We start from the raw sequence: 18,613 nt of genomic DNA, 5'->3' as shown, positions 1-18,613 counted from the left end.
GGGCCCTGTTTTTTAGATAGTCAGGCGTGTCAGTTCCACGCCAGGTTCCTGGGTCACGCTCAATTGCTGGACGATAGCGTCCTGCAGGCGGCGACACAGTTCCGGGTCGGACAGCGGCTGGTTATCGGCATCGGTAATGAAGAACACGTCTTCCACCCGCTCGCCCAAGGTCGCAATCTTGGCATTCTGTAGTGACAAATCGAACTCCAGGAAAATCCCGCCGATCCGCGCCAGCAGGCCAGGGCGGTCCGGTGCGCTGAGCTCCAGCACGGTTACCGGGCGCTGAGCGTCATTGGAAATGGTCACTTGGGGCGCAAACGCAAAGTGCTTGAGCTGGCGCGGGACCCGGCGCTGGATGATGGTCGGGTAGTCGTCCGGGTTGCGCAGGGCCTCGGTCAGGCCTTCGCGGATCTTCTTCACCCGCACCGGGTTATCGCCGATGGATTCGCCTTCGGTGTCGAGCACGATGTAGGTGTCGAGGGTGAACTGGCTGCTGGAGGTGATGACCCGAGCGTCATGGATGTTCAGGTTGAGTTGGTCCATGGCCGCCACGGTCACGGCGAAGAAGTCGTGCTGGTCGGGGGCATAGATGAAGATCTGCGTGCCGCCTTCGAATTCGCGCTGGGTGGTTTCCTTGATCAGCACCAGCGGGCCGCCATCGGCGGGCTGTTGCAGGATCGCGTCACTGTGCCAGGCCACGTCGCCGGCGGTGTGGCGCAGGAAGTAGTCGTCACCCAGTTGCGACCACAGTTGCTCGACATCATCCGGGTCGTTGCCGCCGCGAACGAGGATATCCAGGGCGGCGCTCTGAGTGCGGCGGATCTGCTCTTCGCGGTCCACCGGGTTTTCCAGGCCGCGGCGCAGGGCACGCTTGGTCTCGGTGTAGAGCTGGCGCAGCAGGCTGGCGCGCCACGAGTTCCATAACGTCGGGTTGGTAGCGTTGATGTCGGAAACGGTCAGTACGTACAGGTAGTCCAGGCGTGTTTCATCCTCGACTATTCCGGCGAAGTCATGGATCACCTGCGGGTCGGACAAGTCCTTGCGCTGGGCGGTAGTCGACATCACCAGGTGGTTTTGCACCAGCCAGACGATCAGGCGGCTGTCCCACAGCGGCAGTTGGTGACGTTGGCAGAACGCTTCAGCGTCGACCGCGCCGATCTCTGAGTGGTCGCCATGCCGGCCTTTGCCGATATCGTGGTAGAGGCCGGCGAGGTAGATCAGCTCGGGCTTGGGCAGCTTGGCCATGAGTTTGCTGGCCAGCGGGAATTTCTCTGACACCTGGGTGTACTGCAGCTTACGCAGGTGTTTGATCAGGTTCAGGGTGTGGGCGTCCACGGTATAGATGTGGAACAGGTCGTGCTGCATCTGCCCGACGATAAAACCGAACTCCGGCAAGTAGCGCCCGAGGATGCCGTAACGGTTCATGCGCCGCAGGTTGCGGTGGATGCCGATCTTGCACTTGAACAGCTCGATGAACAGGCTGGTGTTACGGATATCGTTGCGGAAATCGTCGTCGATCAGGTGACGGTTTTCCCGCAGCAGGCGGATGGTGTCGGCGCGCACGCCTTTGATTTCCGGCTGCTGGGCCATCAGCACGAAGATCTCCAGCATGGCGAACGGCGTGCGGCGGAATACATTGTCGTTGCGCGCCTCGATGTAACCGTCGTGCAACTGGAAGCGCGAATTGATCGGTTGCGGCGGCGCCTCGTCTTCGGGGGCCAGGATCACTTCTTCGAAGTGCTGGATGATCAGGTCGCTGAGCTGGGCAATGCTCATGACCACCCGGTAGTACTGCTGCATGAAGCTTTCGATGCTGGTCTTCGCGTCTTCGCCCTCAAAGCCCAGCAGGGTGGCGATGGAGCGCTGGTGGTCGAACAGCAGGCGGTCTTCGGAGCGCCCGGCGAGCATGTGCAGGGCGTAGCGCACTTTCCAGAGGAACTCTTGGGACGAGGCCAGCAGGGCGTTTTCGCTCTCCACCAGGAAGCCTTCGCCAGCCAGGGCGCGAAGGTTCAGGGTGCCGTACTGGCGACGCGCTACCCACAGAATCGTCTGGATATCCCGCAGCCCGCCCGGCGAGCCCTTGACGTTGGGTTCCAGGTTGTATTCGGTGTCGTTGTATTTGTGGTGCCGGGCCTTTTGCTCGGCACGCTTGGCCAGGAAGAAGTCCTTGCTCCGCCACATGTGTGCAGTGCTGGTCACTTCAAGCATGCGCTGGCGCAGGCGCTCGGGGCCGGCGATGGTACGGCTTTCCATCAGGTTGGTGATCACCGTGAGGTCGGCACGGGCTTCTTCGGCGCATTCATCCACCGAGCGCACGCTCTGGCCGACTTCCAGGCCGATGTCCCACAGCAACGTCAGAAAACGCTCGATGGAATCGCGAAAGATCTCATGATCGGCGCTGTCCAGCAGGATCAGCAGGTCGATGTCGGAGTAGGGGTGCAACTCACCACGGCCGTAGCCGCCGACCGCCACCAGGGCGATGTCGGCGTCTTCGCTCCAACTGAACTGTTCCCAGGCTTTTTGCAGGATGTTATCGACGAACCAGGCGCGGTCCTCGATCAGCCGGCGGATATCCCGGCCACTGCGAAAGCGCCCATCGAGCACCTCGCGGGCCTGGCGGATAGCTTTCTTGAACGCAGCGATAGGGCTCGCCTTCAGGGCCAGTTCGGCCTGGAACTGGCCGCGGTCGAAGAGTTCGGGATCCACCTGGGGCATCGATCGGCTTTCCTTTCTATCTATCAGTCAGTCACAACACGGTTGGGGAAAACCTGGGTGATCCTTACGCGGAAACGCGCGGGATCGTGTCGTCCGCACGCAGGGTGAAGATCTCGTAGCCGGTTTCGGTGACCAGCAGGGTGTGTTCCCACTGGGCCGAGAGCTTGCGGTCCTTGGTGATGGCGGTCCAGCCGTCGCCCAGTACCTTGGTGTCGGCCTTGCCCTGGTTGATCATCGGTTCGATGGTGAAGGTCATGCCTGCCTTGAGTTCCATGCCGGTGCCGGCACGGCCGTAGTGCAGGATCTGTGGCTCTTCGTGGAAGACGGTGCCGATGCCGTGGCCGCAGAATTCGCGCACCACCGAGAAACCGTTCTTTTCCGCGTGCTTCTGGATCACTTCGCCGATGTCGCCCAGGCGGCAGCCGGGCTTGACGATTTCGATGGCCTTGTACATGCACTCCTGGGTGACCTGCGACAGGCGCTCGGCCCAGACCGGTACGGTGCCGACGTGGAACATGCGGCTGGTGTCGCCGAAATAGCGGTCCTTGATGACGGTGACGTCGATGTTCAGGGTGTCGCCGTCCTTCAACGGCTTGTCACCCGGAATCCCGTGGCAGACCACGTGATTGACCGAGGTGCAGATCGACTTGGGGAAGCCTTTGTAGTTCAGCGGCGCAGGAATGGCGCCCTGCACATTGACGATATAGTCATGGCAGATCTGGTTCAGGGTTTCGGTGGTAACGCCAGGCTTGACGTGCTCGGCGATCATTTCCAGCACGTCGGCAGCCAGTTTGCCGGCGATGCGCATGCCAGCGATGTCTTCGGCGGTTTTCAAGCTAACGGTCATACAGGCTCTCTCTAGCGCGACGCGCTGAAATCAATACGGTTTACGGGCGTGCGACAAAAGGTTACAGAATTCGCACAAGCCTCAAAAAACGCGATTCTAACAGACCATGGCGTCAAATCATGAGCCTCTGATGATCGCTTCTCTCTATAAGGTGGGGGGGTGTTGGCTCTATTCAAAGGGTTGCATGAAAGAGGCTCACGGCAAATGTGATTGCGGGTTCCGTTTTCGCCCTTGCTGTGGTATAAAATGCGCCGCTTTCCGGGGATACCCCGCAAAGCTTAAATCCACACACGTGTCGACACGATGACCTGGGTGCCGGAGGCCTTGATGCCGCTGGTTGGTCATTGGGATACGTGGAGGCCAAACCCGACTTATTAAGGAACTATCATGTCCCAAGTCAACATGCGCGATATGCTGAAGGCCGGTGTGCACTTCGGTCACCAGACCCGTTACTGGAACCCGAAAATGGGTAAATACATTTTCGGCGCGCGTAACAAGATCCACATTATCAACCTTGAAAAAACCCTGCCGATGTTCAACGAAGCACTGACTTTCGTAGAGCGCCTGGCCCAGGGCAAAAACAAGATCCTGTTCGTCGGCACCAAGCGTTCCGCTGGCAAGATCGTTGCTGAAGAAGCAGCACGTTGCGGTTCGCCGTACGTGGATCACCGCTGGTTGGGCGGCATGCTGACCAACTTCAAAACCATCCGTGCTTCCATCAAGCGTCTGCGTGACCTTGAAGTGCAAGCCGAAGACGGTACTTTCGCCAAGCTGACCAAGAAAGAAGCGCTGATGCGCTCCCGTGACCTGGAAAAGCTCGATCGTTCCCTGGGTGGTATCAAGGACATGGGCGGTCTGCCTGACGCACTGTTCGTTATCGACGTTGATCACGAGCGCATCGCGATCACCGAAGCCAACAAGCTGGGCATCCCGGTTATCGGCGTAGTCGATACCAACAGCAGCCCGGAAGGCGTTGACTACATCATCCCAGGCAACGATGACGCAATCCGCGCTATCCAGCTGTACATGGGTTCGATGGCTGACGCTGTAATCCGTGGTCGCAACCACGTTGCTGGTGGTACCGAGCAGTTCGTTGAAGAAGCTCCGGTAGCTGCCGCTGAGTAATTGACGCCCTGGCGTTGACTCAGTAAGCAAAAAGGGGGCTTGGCCCCCTTTTTGCCACCTCGAAAACCATTTGTCGGCTCCCACTTGTGGCAGCGCAACCTAGCGACTGTAACGTGCAGCAGCCTACAAGGGTTATTCGGGAAGAATTGATCGCCCGTTTGATCGGGTGGAATGGTTGAAAACCTATCCAAGAGGATTTTGAAATGGCAGAGATTACTGCAGCGTTGGTTAAAGAACTGCGTGAGCGTACCGGCGAAGGCATGATGGATTGCAAAAAGGCCTTGACCAAGGCCGGCGGCGACATCGAAAAAGCCATCGACGACATGCGTGCCTCCGGCGCCATCAAGGCTGCCAAGAAAGCAGGCAACGTAGCTGCTGAAGGCGCAATCGCTCTGAAAGAAGACGGTAAGTCCGCTGTTCTGCTGGAAGTGAACTCGCAGACCGACTTCCTGGCTCTGCAGGACGACTTCAAGGCATTCGTTGCTGCCAGCGTTGAAAAAGCATTCGCTGACAAGCTGACTGACGCCGCTCCGCTGATCGAAGCTCAAGAAGCAGATCGCCTGGTACTGGTCGGCAAGGTTGGCGAAAACGTCAACATCCGTCGCCTGGTTCGCGTTGAAGGTGATGTTGTCGGCGGTTACCTGCACGGCAACAAAATCGGTGTAGCGGTTGTTCTGAAAGGCGGCAACGTTGAGCTGGCCAAAGACATCGCTATGCACGTAGCGGCCAGCAACCCTGAGTTCCTGCTGCCATCGGAAGTGTCTGCTGACGCAATCGAACGTGAAAAAGCGGTGTTCCTGAGCCTCAACGCTGACAAAATCGCTGGCAAGCCAGAGAACATCGTTGAAAACATGATCAAGGGCCGTATCAGCAAGTTCCTGGCTGAAGCAAGCCTGGTTGAGCAGGCGTTCGTCAAGAACCCTGAAATCAAGGTCGGCGAACTGGCCAAGAAAGCCGGTGCTGAAATCGTTTCCTTCACTTACTTCAAAGTAGGCGAAGGCATCGAGAAGCCGGTCGACAACTTCGCTGAAGAAGTTGCTGCCCAGCTGGCTGCCGCCAAGCAATAAGACAGTCTTCAACTGTCGCCCGAAAGAGGCTGCCCGCTCACGCGCGCAGCCTCTTTTCAAATGGGAAGGTCGATTTTATTTGGCTTCCCCTCGGAACTGGCTTACAAAGCCGTGTTCCGATGGCGCTGTGACAGCGTCCAGCTAGAGTGAACGCAAGCCGTAAAACGGCTCGCCAAGAATTTTTAAAAATACGCCGCAGGAGAGATTCGCAATGGCTCAGCAGGGCAGTGGTTATCAGGCTCGCTATAAACGCATTCTACTCAAGCTTAGCGGCGAGGCCCTGATGGGCTCGGAAGAGTTCGGGATCGATCCCAAAGTACTCGACCGCATGGCGCTGGAAGTCGGCCAACTGGTCGGTATCGGCGTACAGGTCGGCCTGGTGATCGGCGGCGGTAACCTGTTTCGCGGCGCGGCACTGAGTGCGGCCGGCATGGACCGGGTCACCGGCGATCACATGGGCATGCTGGCCACTGTGATGAACGCCCTGGCCATGCGCGACGCCCTGGAGCGCGCTAATATCTCGGCTATCGTGATGTCGGCTATTTCCATGGTCGGCGTGACCGATCACTATGACCGCCGCAAAGCCATGCGCCACCTGAACGCCAAGGAAGTGGTGATCTTCGCCGCCGGCACGGGTAACCCGTTCTTCACCACCGACTCGGCAGCGTGCCTGCGCGCCATCGAGATTGATGCTGACGTGGTGCTCAAGGCGACCAAGGTAGACGGCGTTTACACCGCAGACCCATTCAAAGACCCGCATGCCGAGAAGTTCGATCATCTGACCTACGATGAAGTCCTGGATCGCAAGCTGGGCGTGATGGACCTGACGGCTATTTGCCTGTGCCGCGACCACAAGATGCCGCTGCGCGTATTTAACATGAACAAGCCCGGCGCCCTGCTGAACATCGTACACGGCGGCGCAGAAGGGACTCTGATCGAGGAAGGCCAACAATGATCAACGAAATCAAGAAAGACGCCCAGGCGCGTATGCAGAAATCCCTGGAATCGCTGAGCCATGCATTCGGCCAGATCCGTACCGGCAAGGCGCACCCGAGTATCCTGGGCAGCGTAATGGTGCCTTACTACGGTTCTGATACCCCTATCAGCAGCGTTGCCAACATTACCGTTAAAGATTCGCGCACCCTGCAAGTCGTGGCCTTCGAGCGCAACATGCTCGGTGCCGTCGACAAGGCCATCCAGAGCGCTGGCCTGAACCTCAACCCAACCAACCTGGGTGAGTTGCTGCTGATCTCCATGCCGGCCCTGACTGAAGAAACCCGTAAGGGCTTCACCAAGCAGGCGCGCAGCGCTGCCGAAGATGCGCGCGTCGCCGTGCGTAACATCCGTCGCGATGCCCTGGGTGACCTGAAGAAACTGGTCAAGGACAAGGAAATCAGCGAAGACGAAGAGCGTCGTGCCACTGCTGATATCGATAAGCTGACCAAGGATGCCGAGGCCCAGATCACTAAGGCCACGGAAGAAAAAGAAAAGGACCTGATGGCCGTATAAGGGGTCAGGACGCCTTCATGGAAAAGACCAAGCAGACTGTACCCTCTGTGGTGCCGCGCCATGTCGCGATCATCATGGATGGGAATAATCGCTGGGCGAAAAAACGCTTTATGCCGGGTGTCGCCGGGCATAAAGCGGGTGTCGATGCGGTACGGGCGGTGATCGAGGTGTGCGCCGAAGCCAAGGTCGAAGTGTTGACCTTGTTCGCGTTCTCCAGTGAAAACTGGCAGCGGCCCGCCGAAGAAGTCAGCGCCTTGATGGACTTGTTCTTCCGGGCGTTGCGTCGTGAGGCCAAGCGCCTCAATGACAACAACATCTGCCTGCGCATCATTGGTGATCGCTCGCGCTTCCATCCGGAACTGCAGGCTGCCATGCGCGAAGCCGAGGCCATTACTGCCGGCGCCAACCGTTTTGTGCTGCAGATCGCAGCCAACTACGGTGGCCAGTGGGATATCGCCCAGGCCGCGCAGCGGCTGGCCCGCGAAGTGCAGGCCGGCCATCTGCGACCCGACGACATCACGCCCGAACTCTTGCAAACCTGCCTGGTAACCGGTGATCTGCCGTTGCCTGACTTGTGCATCCGTACCGGTGGTGAGCACCGCATCAGTAATTTCCTGTTGTGGCAGCTGGCCTACACCGAGCTGTACTTCTCCGACCTGTTCTGGCCGGACTTCAAACACGATGCCATGCGTACTGCGCTGGCCGATTTCGCTTCCCGTCAGCGTCGCTTCGGTAAAACGAGTGAGCAGATCGAAGCTGGAGCCCGGGTTTAAATGCTTAAACAACGAATCATCACAGCACTGATCCTGTTGCCGATCGCCTTGTGTGGGTTTTTCCTGCTCGAGGGTTCCGGCTTTGCGCTGTTTATCGGCCTGGTCGTCACCCTGGGTGCCTGGGAGTGGGCGCGCCTGGCAGGTTTCAATGCACAGTTGCCGCGGGTGGCCTATGCCGCCGTGGTGGCCGCCTTGGCGTTTCTCTTGTACATCCTGCCCGACATTGCACCTTGGGTGTTGGGTGCGGCAGTACTGTGGTGGGCGCTGGCTACATTCCTGGTGTTGACTTACCCGCGTACCAGCAGTCAATGGTCGAGCGTGGCCTGCAAGTTGGTGATTGGTTTATTGATCCTGCTGCCGGCGTGGCAGGGGCTGATTGAGATCAAGCGTTACCCGATGGGTAACTGGCTGATCCTGGCGGTCATGGTGCTGGTCTGGGGGGCGGATATCGGTGCCTACTTCTCCGGTCGGGCCTTTGGCAAGCGCAAGCTGGCACCGGCGGTCAGTCCGGGCAAGAGCTGGGAGGGTGTATACGGTGGTTTGGCGTTGACGCTGGTGATCGCACTGGTCGTCGGTGTTGTGCGTGGCTGGGCGGTGAAGGACATCTTCCTGGCGCTGGTGGCTACAGCCATTGTCGTGTTTATCTCGGTGGTAGGTGACCTCACCGAAAGCATGTTCAAGCGCCAGGCCGGGATCAAGGACAGCAGCAACCTGCTGCCGGGTCACGGCGGTGTGCTGGACCGCATCGACAGCCTGACCGCTGCCATTCCGATCTTTGCCGTGCTGTTGTGGATGACGGCGTCGTGAGCCGCCTGCAACAAGTGACCGTGCTGGGTGCAACCGGCTCGGTAGGGTTGAGCACCCTGGATGTGATTGCGCGCCATCCTGATCGCTACCAGGTTTTCGCCCTCACCGGGTTTACCCGCATGAGCGAGCTGCTGGCCTTGTGCGTACGCCATGCGCCGCGATTTGCGGTAGTGCCTGAAGCCGCTGCGGCGCGGACGCTGCAGGATGACCTGCGGGCTGCCGGGCTTGCGACTCAGGTGTTGGTCGGGGAGGAGGGGCTGTGCCAAGTCTCGGCCGACGCCGAAGTTGACACGGTGGTCGCCGCCATTGTCGGTGCTGCGGGGTTGCGTCCAACCCTGGCGGCCGTCGACGCTGGCAAGAAGATCCTGTTGGCCAATAAAGAAGCGCTGGTCATGTCCGGCGCGCTCTTCATGCAGGCGGTGCGCAAAAGTGGCGCGGTACTGCTGCCACTCGATAGCGAACACAATGCGATCTTCCAGTGCATGCCCGGCGACTATGCCCGTGGCCTGAGTCAGGTGGGTGTGCGTCGGATCCTGCTGACCGCCTCCGGAGGGCCGTTCCGGAAAACCCCGCTCGCGGAGCTGGAACAGGTGTCGCCCGACCAGGCGTGCGCTCATCCGAACTGGTCCATGGGGCGCAAAATCTCTGTGGATTCGGCGAGCATGATGAACAAGGGGTTGGAACTGATCGAGGCGTGCTGGCTGTTCGATGCGCGGCCTGACCAGGTCGAGGTGGTGATTCACCCGCAAAGTGTGATTCATTCCCTGGTCGACTACGTGGACGGTTCGGTCCTGGCGCAGTTGGGCAACCCCGATATGCGCACCCCGATCGCCAATGCCCTGGCCTGGCCCGAGCGGATCGATTCCGGCGTGGCGCCTTTGGACCTGTTTGCCGTGGCTCGTCTGGACTTCGAAGCGCCCGACGAGCAGCGCTTTCCGTGCCTGCGCCTTGCCCGGCAAGCTGCCGAAGCGGGCAATAGCGCGCCGGCGATGCTGAATGCGGCCAATGAGGTGGCGGTGGCGGCGTTTCTCGAACGGCGCATCCGCTTTCCGCAGATCGCGAGTATCATCGAGGACGTCCTGGCGCTTGAGCCTGTTGTGACGGTGAGCGATCTGGGGGCAGTATTCGAGGCCGATACCAAGGCCCGGGCCCTGGCGGAACAATGGTTGAACCGCAACGTGCGTTAGCCTGTGGGCAGGTTTGAGCCTTGAGGCACTGGATAGGAATGCGGAGAACTTAGATGAGTGCGCTTTACATGATTGTCGGCACCCTGGTTGCTCTGGGTGTGCTGGTTACCTTCCACGAATTCGGCCACTTCTGGGTGGCGCGTCGTTGCGGCGTCAAGGTATTGCGCTTTTCCGTCGGTTTCGGCATGCCGCTGTTGCGCTGGCACGACCGCCGTGGCACCGAGTTCGTGATCGCGGCTATCCCGTTGGGTGGCTACGTCAAGATGCTCGATGAGCGCGAAGGTGAAGTGCCGGCAGACCAACTGGACCAATCTTTCAATCGCAAGACCGTTCGTCAGCGTATCGCCATTGTTGCCGCCGGTCCGATCGCCAACTTCCTGTTGGCGATGGTGTTCTTCTGGGTCTTGGCCATGCTGGGCAGCCAGCAGGTGCGTCCGGTCATCGGCGCGGTCGAGTCGGACAGTATCGCCGCCAAGGCTGGGTTGGTTGCTGGGCAAGAAATTGTTTCCATTGATGGCGAACCCACCACGGGGTGGGGCGCGGTCAATTTGCAGTTGGTGCGTCGCCTGGGTGAAAGCGGCACCGTCAACGTGGTGGTGCGCGAGCAGGATTCCACCACCGAAACCCCGCGCGAGCTGGCTCTTGACCACTGGCTAAAGGGTGCTGATGAGCCTGATCCGATCAAGTCTCTGGGCATACGGCCCTGGCGTCCGGCCTTGCCGCCGGTGCTCGCGGAGCTGGACCCGAAAGGCCCGGCCCAGGCTGCAGGCCTGAAAACGGGCGACCGCTTGTTGGCGCTCGATGGCCAGTCACTGGGTGACTGGCAGCAAGTGGTTGACTTGGTGCGTGTACGTCCTGAAACCAAAATTGTGCTGAAAGTTGAGCGCGATGGTGCTCAAATCGACGTCCCTGTGACGCTGTCGGTTCGCGGGGAAGCCAAGGCGGCCGGGGGTTACCTGGGTGCCGGGGTCAAAGGTGTCGATTGGCCGCCATCGATGGTGCGCGAAGTCAGCTTCGGGCCGTTGGCTGCCATTGGCGAGGGCGCAAAACGCACTTGGACCATGAGTGTACTGACCCTCGAATCGCTCAAGAAAATGTTGTTCGGCGAGCTCTCGGTAAAAAACTTGAGTGGGCCGATAACCATTGCTAAAGTGGCGGGCGCTTCTGCCCAGTCGGGTGTCGCGGATTTCCTGAATTTCCTGGCTTATCTGAGTATCAGCCTGGGTGTTCTGAATTTGCTGCCCATTCCGGTATTGGATGGGGGGCATCTGTTGTTTTATCTGGTCGAGTGGGCGCGTGGTCGCCCCTTGTCGGATCGGGTGCAGGGTTGGGGGATACAGATCGGTATCAGTTTGGTGGTCGGGGTGATGTTATTAGCCTTGGTCAACGATCTGGGTCGACTGTAACGCTTCGCTGAATTGCGAATCTGCCGCATTTTGCGGCAGTTTGTTTATTGCCAGTTGGAATAAGAAAGGACTTCATGAAACGTCTGCTGCTAACTGCGGTTCTCACCGTATTGATGATCGCCGAAGTTCACGCCGAGTCCTTCACCATCTCCGATATTCGCGTCAACGGCCTCCAGCGGGTTTCCGCGGGTAGCGTCTTTGGTGCCTTGCCGTTGAACGTTGGGGAACAGGCTGATGACCGTCGCCTGGTGGAATCCACTCGTGCGTTGTTCAAAACCGGTTTCTTTCAAGACATCCAACTGGGTCGCGAAGGCAACGTCCTGGTCATCACCGTCGTCGAGCGACCCTCCGTCGCCAGTATCGAGATCGAAGGCAACAAGGCGATCTCGACTGAAGATCTGATGAAGGGCCTCAAGCAATCCGGCCTGGCCGAGGGCGAGATCTTCCAGCGTGCCACCCTTGAAGGTGTGCGTAACGAACTGCAACGCCAGTACGTTGCCCAGGGCCGCTACTCCGCGACCGTGGAAACGGAAGTGGTGCCGCAGCCGCGCAACCGTGTTGGCCTCAAGGTCAACATCAACGAAGGCACCGTGGCCGCGATTCAGCACATCAACGTGGTGGGCAATACCAAGTTTGCTGATGAAGACCTGATCGACCTGTTCGAACTCAAGACCACCAACTGGCTGTCGTTCTTCAAGAACGATGACAAGTACGCCCGTGAAAAACTTTCCGGTGACCTGGAACGCCTGCGTTCCTACTACCTGGACCGTGGCTATATCAACATGGATATCGCTTCGACCCAGGTGTCCATCACCCCGGACAAGAAACACGTCTACATCACTGTCAACGTGAACGAAGGCGAGAAGTACAAGGTTCGTGACGTGAAGCTGAGCGGCGACCTGAAAGTGCCTGAAGACCAGGTCAAGGCGCTGCTGCTGGTGCAGAAAGACCAAGTGTTCTCGCGCAAGCTGATGACCACCACGTCCGAACTGATCACCCGTCGCCTGGGTAACGAAGGCTATACCTTCGCCAACGTCAACGGTGTGCCGACCCCGCATGATGATGACCACACTGTGGACATCACCTTCGTCGTCGATCCAGGCAAGCGTGCCTACGTGAACCGTATCAACTTCCGTGGCAACACCAAGTCTGCGGACGAAGTGCTGCGTCGTGAAATGCGCCAGATGGAAGGTGGCTGGGCGTCGACTTACCTGATCGACCAGTCCAAGACCCGTCTTGAGCGCCTGGGCTTCTTCAAGGAAGTCAACGTCGAAACCCCGGCCGTACCGGGCGTGGATGACCAGGTTGACGTGAACTACGCCGTTGAAGAACAAGCGTCGGGCTCCATCACCGCGAGCGTCGGCTTCGCACAGAGTGCCGGTTTGATCCTTGGTGGTTCGATCACCCAGAACAACTTCCTCGGTACCGGTAACCGAGTGTCCATCGGCCTGACCCGAAGCGAATACCAGAGCCGATATAACTTCAGTTATACCGACCCTTACTGGACTGCCGACGGTGTTAGCCTGGGCTACAACGCCTTCTACCGCACCACCGACTACAAAGACCTCGACGTTGACGTAGCAAGCTACGCAATCGACAGCCTCGGTGCCGGTGTCAACGTGGGTTACCCGATCAGTGAGACCTCGCGTCTGACCTTCGGCCTGACCGCGCAGCAGGATGAGATCAAGACCGGTGTCTACACCGTGGACGAGATCTTCGACTTTACCCGTCGCGAAGGCGACAAGTTCCTGAACTTCAAGGCGTCTGCCGGCTGGTCCGAGTCGACCCTGAACAAAGGCGTACTGGCGACCCGTGGCCACTCCCAGAGCCTGACCCTGGAAACCACCACGCCGGGCAGCGACCTGTCGTTCTTCAAACTCGACTACCGTGGCCAGCTGTTCCAGCCATTGAGCGACAACTACACCATGCGCCTGCACACTGAGCTGGGCTATGGCGATGGTTATGGTTCTACCAATGGCTTGCCGTTCTATGAAAACTACTATGCTGGTGGTTTCAACTCGGTACGTGGCTTCAAGGACAGCACCTTGGGTCCGCGTGGTACGCCAAGCCGTGGTGTGGGTGTGACCGGTAACCAAGGCACTGTGGCCGACTCCGACAACGACCCGCTGCCGTTCGGTGGTAACGTCTTGATCCAGGGTGGCGCGGAAATCCTGTTCCCACTGCCGTTCGTGAAAGATCAGCGTTCACTGCGTACGTCGGTCTTCTGGGACGTGGGTAACGTGTTCGATTCCAAGTGCGAGCAGATCAAAAACCCGAGTGGCGTGAAGTCCAACACTCAGTGCAACGACGTGAGCCTCAGCAACCTGGCAAGCTCCGTGGGTGTGGGTGTGACTTGGGTGACTGCACTTGGCCCATTGAGCTTTGCTCTGGCCATGCCGATCAAGAAACCGGACAACGCTGAAACCCAGATTTTCCAATTCTCCCTCGGCCAGACGTTCTAAGCGTCTGACCCAAGATAACGACAACGGATTCTGTAGGAGTGCATCGTGCGTAAGTTGACTCAATTGGTTCTGCTGGCAACCGTGCTGGTAGCGACCCCGGCCTTCGCCGAAATGAAAATCGCCGTCCTGAACTATCAGATGGCCCTGCTGGAATCGGACGCGGCCAAGAAGTACGCCGTGGATGCCGAGAAAAAATTCGGTCCGCAACTGACCAAGCTCAAGACTCTGGAAAGCAGCGCCAAGGGCATCCAGGACCGCCTGGTAGCCGGTGGCGACAAGATGCAACAAGGCGAGCGCGAGCGTCTGGAGCTTGAATTCAAGCAAAAGGCCCGTGACTACCAGTTCCAGTCCAAAGAGCTGAACGAAGCCAAAGCGGTTGCTGACCGTGAAATGCTGAAACAGTTGAAGCCGAAACTCGACAGCGCTGTGGAAGAAGTCATCAAGAAAGGTGCCTTTGACCTGGTGTTCGAGCGTGGCGCGGTAATCGACGTCAAGCCTCAATACGACATCACCCGCCAGGTGATCGAGCGCATGAACCAGCTGAAGTAAGCCATGACCGCGACTATCAAGCTCGGCGAGTTGGCCGAGTTCCTGGGGGCCACCTTGCGTGGCTCTCCGGAGAAAGAAATCACTGGGCTAGCCACCTTGCAGGAGGCTGGCCCAGCTCAGTTGAGCTTCCTCGCAAACCCCCAATACCGTAAATACCTGGTCGACAGCCAAGCCGCCGCCGTGTTGCTGAAAGCGGCTGACGCCGAAGGGTTTGCCGGGGATGCGCTGGTGGTGGCTGACCCGTACCTGGCGTATGCCCGGGTGTCGCACCTGTTCGATCCTAAGCCCAAGGCAGCGGCCGGTGTTCATCCGTCTGCGGTGATCGCCGATGATGCCCAGGTTGACCCAGCGGCCAGCATCGGTGCCTTTGCGGTGGTCGAGAGCGGCGCGCGCATTGCGGCGGGTGTCACCGTTGGGGCCCATTGCTTTATCGGTGCGCGCTGCGAGATCGGCGCCGACGGTTGGCTGGCGCCGCGCGTGACCCTGTACCACGATGTGCGTATCGGTGAGCGGGTGGTCATCCAGTCGGGTGCCGTGATCGGCGGTGAAGGCTTTGGCTTTGCCAACGCCAAGGGCATCTGGAACAAAATTGCCCAGGTCGGCGGCGTATTGATCGGCGACGACGTGGAAATTGGCGTGAACACTGCTGTCGATCGCGGGGCCCTGGCCGATACCGTGATCGGTAACGGCGTGAAGCTCGACAACCAGATCCAGATCGCCCACAACGTGCAGATTGGCGATCACACCGCCATGGCCGCGTGCGTGGGCATCTCCGGCAGCACCAAAATCGGTAAGCATTGCATGCTCGCCGGTGGCGTAGGGCTGGTGGGGCATATTGATATTTGCGACAACGTCTTCATCACCGGGATGACCATGGTGACCCACTCGATTACCGAGCCAGGTGCCTATTCTTCCGGTACCGCCATGCAGCCTGCGGCTGAATGGCGCAAGAGTGCAGCGCGGTTGAGGCAGCTCGACGACATGGCTCGGCGTCTCAAACAGCTGGAAAAGCGTGTTGGGGACGTGACCCCTGGCGGTAATGCTTCATCAGAAGGCTGATACCATTTCCATATCAAGTGTGCACAGCCGCTAGACTGCCTCCTTGATTTGCTAGCGGGGCGTGCGTTTAGTTCGCCCGCCCCCAATCTTTATTACAGGCTTCCCCCCGAAATGATGGACATCAACGAGATTCGCGAATACCTGCCTCACCGTTACCCGTTCCTGCTGGTGGACCGCGTAGTGGACCTCAATGTCGAGGAAAAGCGCATTCGTGCCTACAAGAATGTCAGCATCAACGAACCGTTCTTCAATGGTCACTTTCCTGCACACCCCATCATGCCGGGCGTGTTGATCATCGAAGCGATGGCCCAGGCTGCCGGTATCCTTGGTTTCAAAATGCTTGACCTCAAGCCTGCCGACGGCACGCTTTACTATTTCGTGGGCTCCGACAAGTTGCGTTTCCGCAACCCGGTTACCCCGGGTGACCAGCTGATCCTGGAAGCCAAGTTCATCAGCTGCAAGCGCCAGATCTGGAAGTTCGAATGCCAGGCCTCGGTGGACGGCAAGCCGGTGTGCTCCGCTGAGATCATCTGTGCGGAACGCAAACTATGAGTTTGATTGACCCTCGCGCAATCATCGATCCGTCGGCCGTACTGGCCGCCGACGTTGAGGTCGGCCCTTGGTCGATCATCGGCGCAGGTGTGGAAATCGGCGAGGGGACTGTCATCGGGCCGCACGTGATCCTCAAAGGTCCGACCCGCATTGGCAAACACAATCGCATCTACCAGTTCTCCTCGGTAGGCGAAGACACCCCGGACATGAAGTACAAGGGTGAAGAGACGCGCCTGGTAATCGGTGATCACAACATCATCCGTGAAGGCGTGACCATTCACCGTGGTACCGTGCAGGATCGGGCCGAAACCACGCTGGGTGATCACAACCTGGTCATGGCCTATGCCCATATCGGCCACGACAGCGTCATCGGCAACCACTGCATCCTGGTCAACAACACCGCGTTGGCGGGCCATGTGCACGTTGACGATTGGGCGATCCTGTCCGGATTCACCCTGGTGCATCAGTATTGCCATATCGGCGCCCACAGCTTTTCCGGCATGGGCACCGCTATCGGTAAGGATGTTCCGGCGTTCGTCACGGTATTCGGCAACCCGGCCGAAGCCCGCAGCATGAACTTCGAAGGCATGCGCCGTCGCGGTTTCAGCGAAGAAGCCATCCACGCCCTGCGCCGCGCCTACAAGGTGGTTTACCGCCAAGGGCTCACGGTTGACCAGGCATTGACCCAACTGCTCGAGCCGGCAGCGTTGTTCCCGGAAGTCGCGGTGTTCCGTGACTCGATCCAGGCGTCGACTCGCGGCATCACCCGCTAATCATGGCTAATCTGCGTATCGCGCTGGTGGCCGGGGAAGCTTCCGGCGACATTCTGGGCGCAGGTCTTATGCGGGCCCTCAAGGCCCAGCATCCGGCGGTGCAATTTATCGGTGTCGGCGGCCCGCTGATGCAGGCTGAAGGGCTTACGTCCTACTTCCCCATGGAGCGCTTGTCGGTCATGGGGTTGGTTGAGGTGCTGGGGCGCCTGCGCGAACTGTTGGCGCGTCGCAAGCTGCTGATCCAGACCCTGATCGAAGAAAAGCCTGATGTGTTCATCGGGATCGACGCGCCGGACTTCACCCTCACTCTCGAACTCAAGTTGCGTCAGGCCGGCATCAAGACCGTGCACTACGTCAGCCCCTCCGTTTGGGCGTGGCGGCAGAAGCGCGTGCTCAAGATCCGTGAGGGCTGCGACCTGATGCTGACCCTGCTGCCGTTCGAAGCCCGGTTCTATGAAGAAAAGGGCGTGCCGGTACGGTTTGTCGGGCATACCCTGGCCGACACCATTCCCTTGCAGGCTGACCGCACGGCAGCACGTGCCGAGCTGGGCTTGCCAGACGGCCCGTTGGTAGCGTTGATGCCAGGCAGCCGTGGCGGTGAAGTCGGCCGCCTGGCTTCGGTGTTTTTCGACGCCGCCGAGCGTCTGCAGGCGCTGAAGCCAGGCGTACGTTTCGTGCTGCCCTGCGCCAGCCCGCAACGTCGTGTGCAGATCGAAACACTGCTGGAAGGTCGCAACCTGCCGTTGACCTTGCTCGATGGCCAGTCGCACCTGGCCCTGGCGGCCTGCGATGCGGTACTGATCGCTTCGGGCACGGCCACCCTCGAGGCCTTGCTGTACAAGCGCCCGATGGTCGTGGCCTACCGCCTGGCGCCGCTGACTTTCTGGATTCTCAAGCGCATGGTCAAAAGTCCCTACATCTCCTTGCCCAACCTGCTGGCCCAACGCCTGTTGGTGCCGGAGTTGTTGCAGGACGATGCAACGCCGGAGGCCCTTGCGCAAACCCTACTACCCTTGATCGACGGTGGCGAAGAGCAGACCCGTGGTTTCGACGACATCCACCGCACCCTGCGTCGTGATGCGTCGAACCAGGCGGCCGACGCCGTGTTGAGCTTGATCGGCCAGAAACAGGAAGCCTTATGAAGACGCAAATGGGCCTGGATTTCAGCCTGGTTGCCCAAGCCCACGAGCTGGTGGCCGGTGTTGACGAAGTAGGGCGCGGGCCTTTGTGTGGTGCCGTGGTCACGGCGGCGGTGATCCTTGATCCGAACCGTCCGATCCTCGGCCTCAACGACTCAAAGAAGCTCACTGAAGCACGCCGCGAAAAGCTCTACGACGAGATCTGTGAGAAAGCACTGAGCTGGCATATCGCCCGGGCCGAAGTCGAAGAAATCGACGAACTGAACATTCTGCACGCCACCATGCTGGCCATGCAGCGTGCGGTCGAGGGGCTGCACATCACCCCGAAAATGGCGATGATCGACGGCAACCGCTGCCCCAAGCTGGCCATGCCTTCCGAAGCGGTGGTCAAGGGTGATAGCAAGGTGCCCGCCATCGCCGCTGCCTCGATCCTGGCCAAAGTCAGCCGTGACCGGGAAATGGCCGCGTTCGAATTGATCTACCCCGGCTACGGCATTGGCGGTCATAAAGGCTACCCGACGCCCGTTCATCTGGAAGCCCTGGCTCGCCTTGGCCCGACGCCGATCCACCGCCGCTCGTTTGCCCCTGTGCGCCAGGCCTACGAGCTGCGCGAGAGCCTCAGCGAGGTGTAGTCGCGTAGGCT

The 18,613-nt window shown here is 59.4% G+C and carries 17 protein-coding genes; 15 read left to right on the top strand and 2 right to left on the bottom strand.

Annotated elements, in window-relative coordinates:
• Window positions 1–12 precede the first annotated feature (12 nt).
• A complete protein-coding gene (locus tag BM403_RS18090) occupies window positions 13–2,715 on the bottom strand; it encodes a [protein-PII] uridylyltransferase (RefSeq protein ID WP_093544033.1) in 2,703 nt (900 codons plus the stop codon).
• 64 nt (window positions 2,716–2,779) lie between these two features.
• The gene (gene map / locus BM403_RS18085) at window positions 2,780–3,562 is read right to left on the bottom strand and encodes a type I methionyl aminopeptidase (RefSeq protein ID WP_012722594.1); all 783 of its coding nucleotides are present in this window, start codon (window positions 3,560–3,562) and stop codon (window positions 2,780–2,782) included.
• Window positions 3,563–3,949: 387 nt separating this feature from the next.
• Here map and rpsB point away from each other — a divergent pair, with 387 nt between their 5' ends.
• The 15 genes from rpsB (at window position 3,950) to rnhB (ending at window position 18,602) form a co-directional block, all read left to right on the top strand.
• Window positions 3,950–4,687 carry a 30S ribosomal protein S2 gene (gene rpsB, locus BM403_RS18080; RefSeq protein ID WP_003189158.1) on the top strand — a complete coding sequence of 246 codons (738 nt, stop codon included), beginning with the start codon at window positions 3,950–3,952 and terminating at the stop codon, window positions 4,685–4,687.
• 203 nt (window positions 4,688–4,890) lie between these two features.
• Entirely contained in the window at window positions 4,891–5,754 is an 864-nt protein-coding gene (tsf, locus tag BM403_RS18075) for a translation elongation factor Ts (RefSeq protein WP_012722595.1), read from the top strand.
• Between the two features lie 211 nt (window positions 5,755–5,965).
• Window positions 5,966–6,709, top strand: coding sequence for a UMP kinase (gene pyrH / locus BM403_RS18070; RefSeq protein WP_003172271.1), 744 nt, complete (start codon window positions 5,966–5,968; stop codon window positions 6,707–6,709).
• On the top strand, window positions 6,706–7,263 hold the full coding sequence (gene frr, locus BM403_RS18065; RefSeq protein WP_012722596.1) for a ribosome recycling factor: 558 nt from the start codon (window positions 6,706–6,708) through the stop codon (window positions 7,261–7,263). The genes pyrH and frr overlap by 4 nt, the downstream gene beginning before the upstream one ends.
• Window positions 7,264–7,280: 17 nt before the next feature.
• Window positions 7,281–8,036: a polyprenyl diphosphate synthase gene (gene uppS / locus BM403_RS18060; protein WP_012722597.1), complete on the top strand. Its 756-nt coding sequence runs from the start codon at window positions 7,281–7,283 to the stop codon at window positions 8,034–8,036.
• A complete protein-coding gene (locus tag BM403_RS18055) occupies window positions 8,037–8,843 on the top strand; it encodes a phosphatidate cytidylyltransferase (protein ID WP_012722598.1) in 807 nt (268 codons plus the stop codon).
• A complete protein-coding gene (gene ispC, locus BM403_RS18050) occupies window positions 8,840–10,030 on the top strand; it encodes a 1-deoxy-D-xylulose-5-phosphate reductoisomerase (RefSeq protein WP_046036636.1) in 1,191 nt (396 codons plus the stop codon). Before BM403_RS18055 ends, ispC begins: the two co-directional genes overlap by 4 nt.
• 53 nt (window positions 10,031–10,083) lie before the next feature.
• The gene (rseP, locus tag BM403_RS18045) at window positions 10,084–11,436 is read left to right on the top strand and encodes a sigma E protease regulator RseP (RefSeq protein ID WP_012722600.1); all 1,353 of its coding nucleotides are present in this window, start codon (window positions 10,084–10,086) and stop codon (window positions 11,434–11,436) included.
• A gap of 74 nt (window positions 11,437–11,510) precedes the next feature.
• Window positions 11,511–13,898: an outer membrane protein assembly factor BamA gene (gene bamA, locus BM403_RS18040; protein WP_012722601.1), complete on the top strand. Its 2,388-nt coding sequence runs from the start codon at window positions 11,511–11,513 to the stop codon at window positions 13,896–13,898.
• 45 nt (window positions 13,899–13,943) lie between these two features.
• A complete protein-coding gene (locus BM403_RS18035; protein ID WP_003219314.1) occupies window positions 13,944–14,447 on the top strand; it encodes an OmpH/Skp family outer membrane protein in 504 nt (167 codons plus the stop codon).
• 3 nt (window positions 14,448–14,450) lie between these two features.
• A complete protein-coding gene (gene lpxD, locus BM403_RS18030) occupies window positions 14,451–15,506 on the top strand; it encodes a UDP-3-O-(3-hydroxymyristoyl)glucosamine N-acyltransferase (protein ID WP_012722602.1) in 1,056 nt (351 codons plus the stop codon).
• A gap of 111 nt (window positions 15,507–15,617) precedes the next feature.
• A complete protein-coding gene (gene fabZ, locus BM403_RS18025) occupies window positions 15,618–16,058 on the top strand; it encodes a 3-hydroxyacyl-ACP dehydratase FabZ (RefSeq protein ID WP_003172281.1) in 441 nt (146 codons plus the stop codon).
• Window positions 16,055–16,831 (top strand): acyl-ACP--UDP-N-acetylglucosamine O-acyltransferase, encoded by a 777-nt coding sequence (lpxA, locus tag BM403_RS18020; protein ID WP_012722603.1) that lies wholly within the window; start codon window positions 16,055–16,057, stop codon window positions 16,829–16,831. The genes fabZ and lpxA overlap by 4 nt, the downstream gene beginning before the upstream one ends.
• A 2-nt stretch (window positions 16,832–16,833) precedes the next feature.
• Window positions 16,834–17,973: a lipid-A-disaccharide synthase gene (lpxB, locus tag BM403_RS18015; RefSeq protein ID WP_012722604.1), complete on the top strand. Its 1,140-nt coding sequence runs from the start codon at window positions 16,834–16,836 to the stop codon at window positions 17,971–17,973.
• Window positions 17,970–18,602, top strand: a complete 633-nt coding sequence (gene rnhB, locus BM403_RS18010) for a ribonuclease HII (protein ID WP_046036637.1) — start codon at window positions 17,970–17,972, stop codon at window positions 18,600–18,602. The genes lpxB and rnhB overlap by 4 nt, the downstream gene beginning before the upstream one ends.
• Window positions 18,603–18,613: the final 11 nt, after the last annotated feature.

Source organism: Pseudomonas sp. OV546, from assembly GCF_900116845.1.
In the GTDB taxonomy this organism is placed as follows: Bacteria; Pseudomonadota; Gammaproteobacteria; order Pseudomonadales; family Pseudomonadaceae; genus Aquipseudomonas; species Aquipseudomonas petroselini.
The sequence above is the reverse complement of the archived record's forward strand: the minus strand, read 5'-3'. Positions and strand labels throughout refer to the sequence as shown.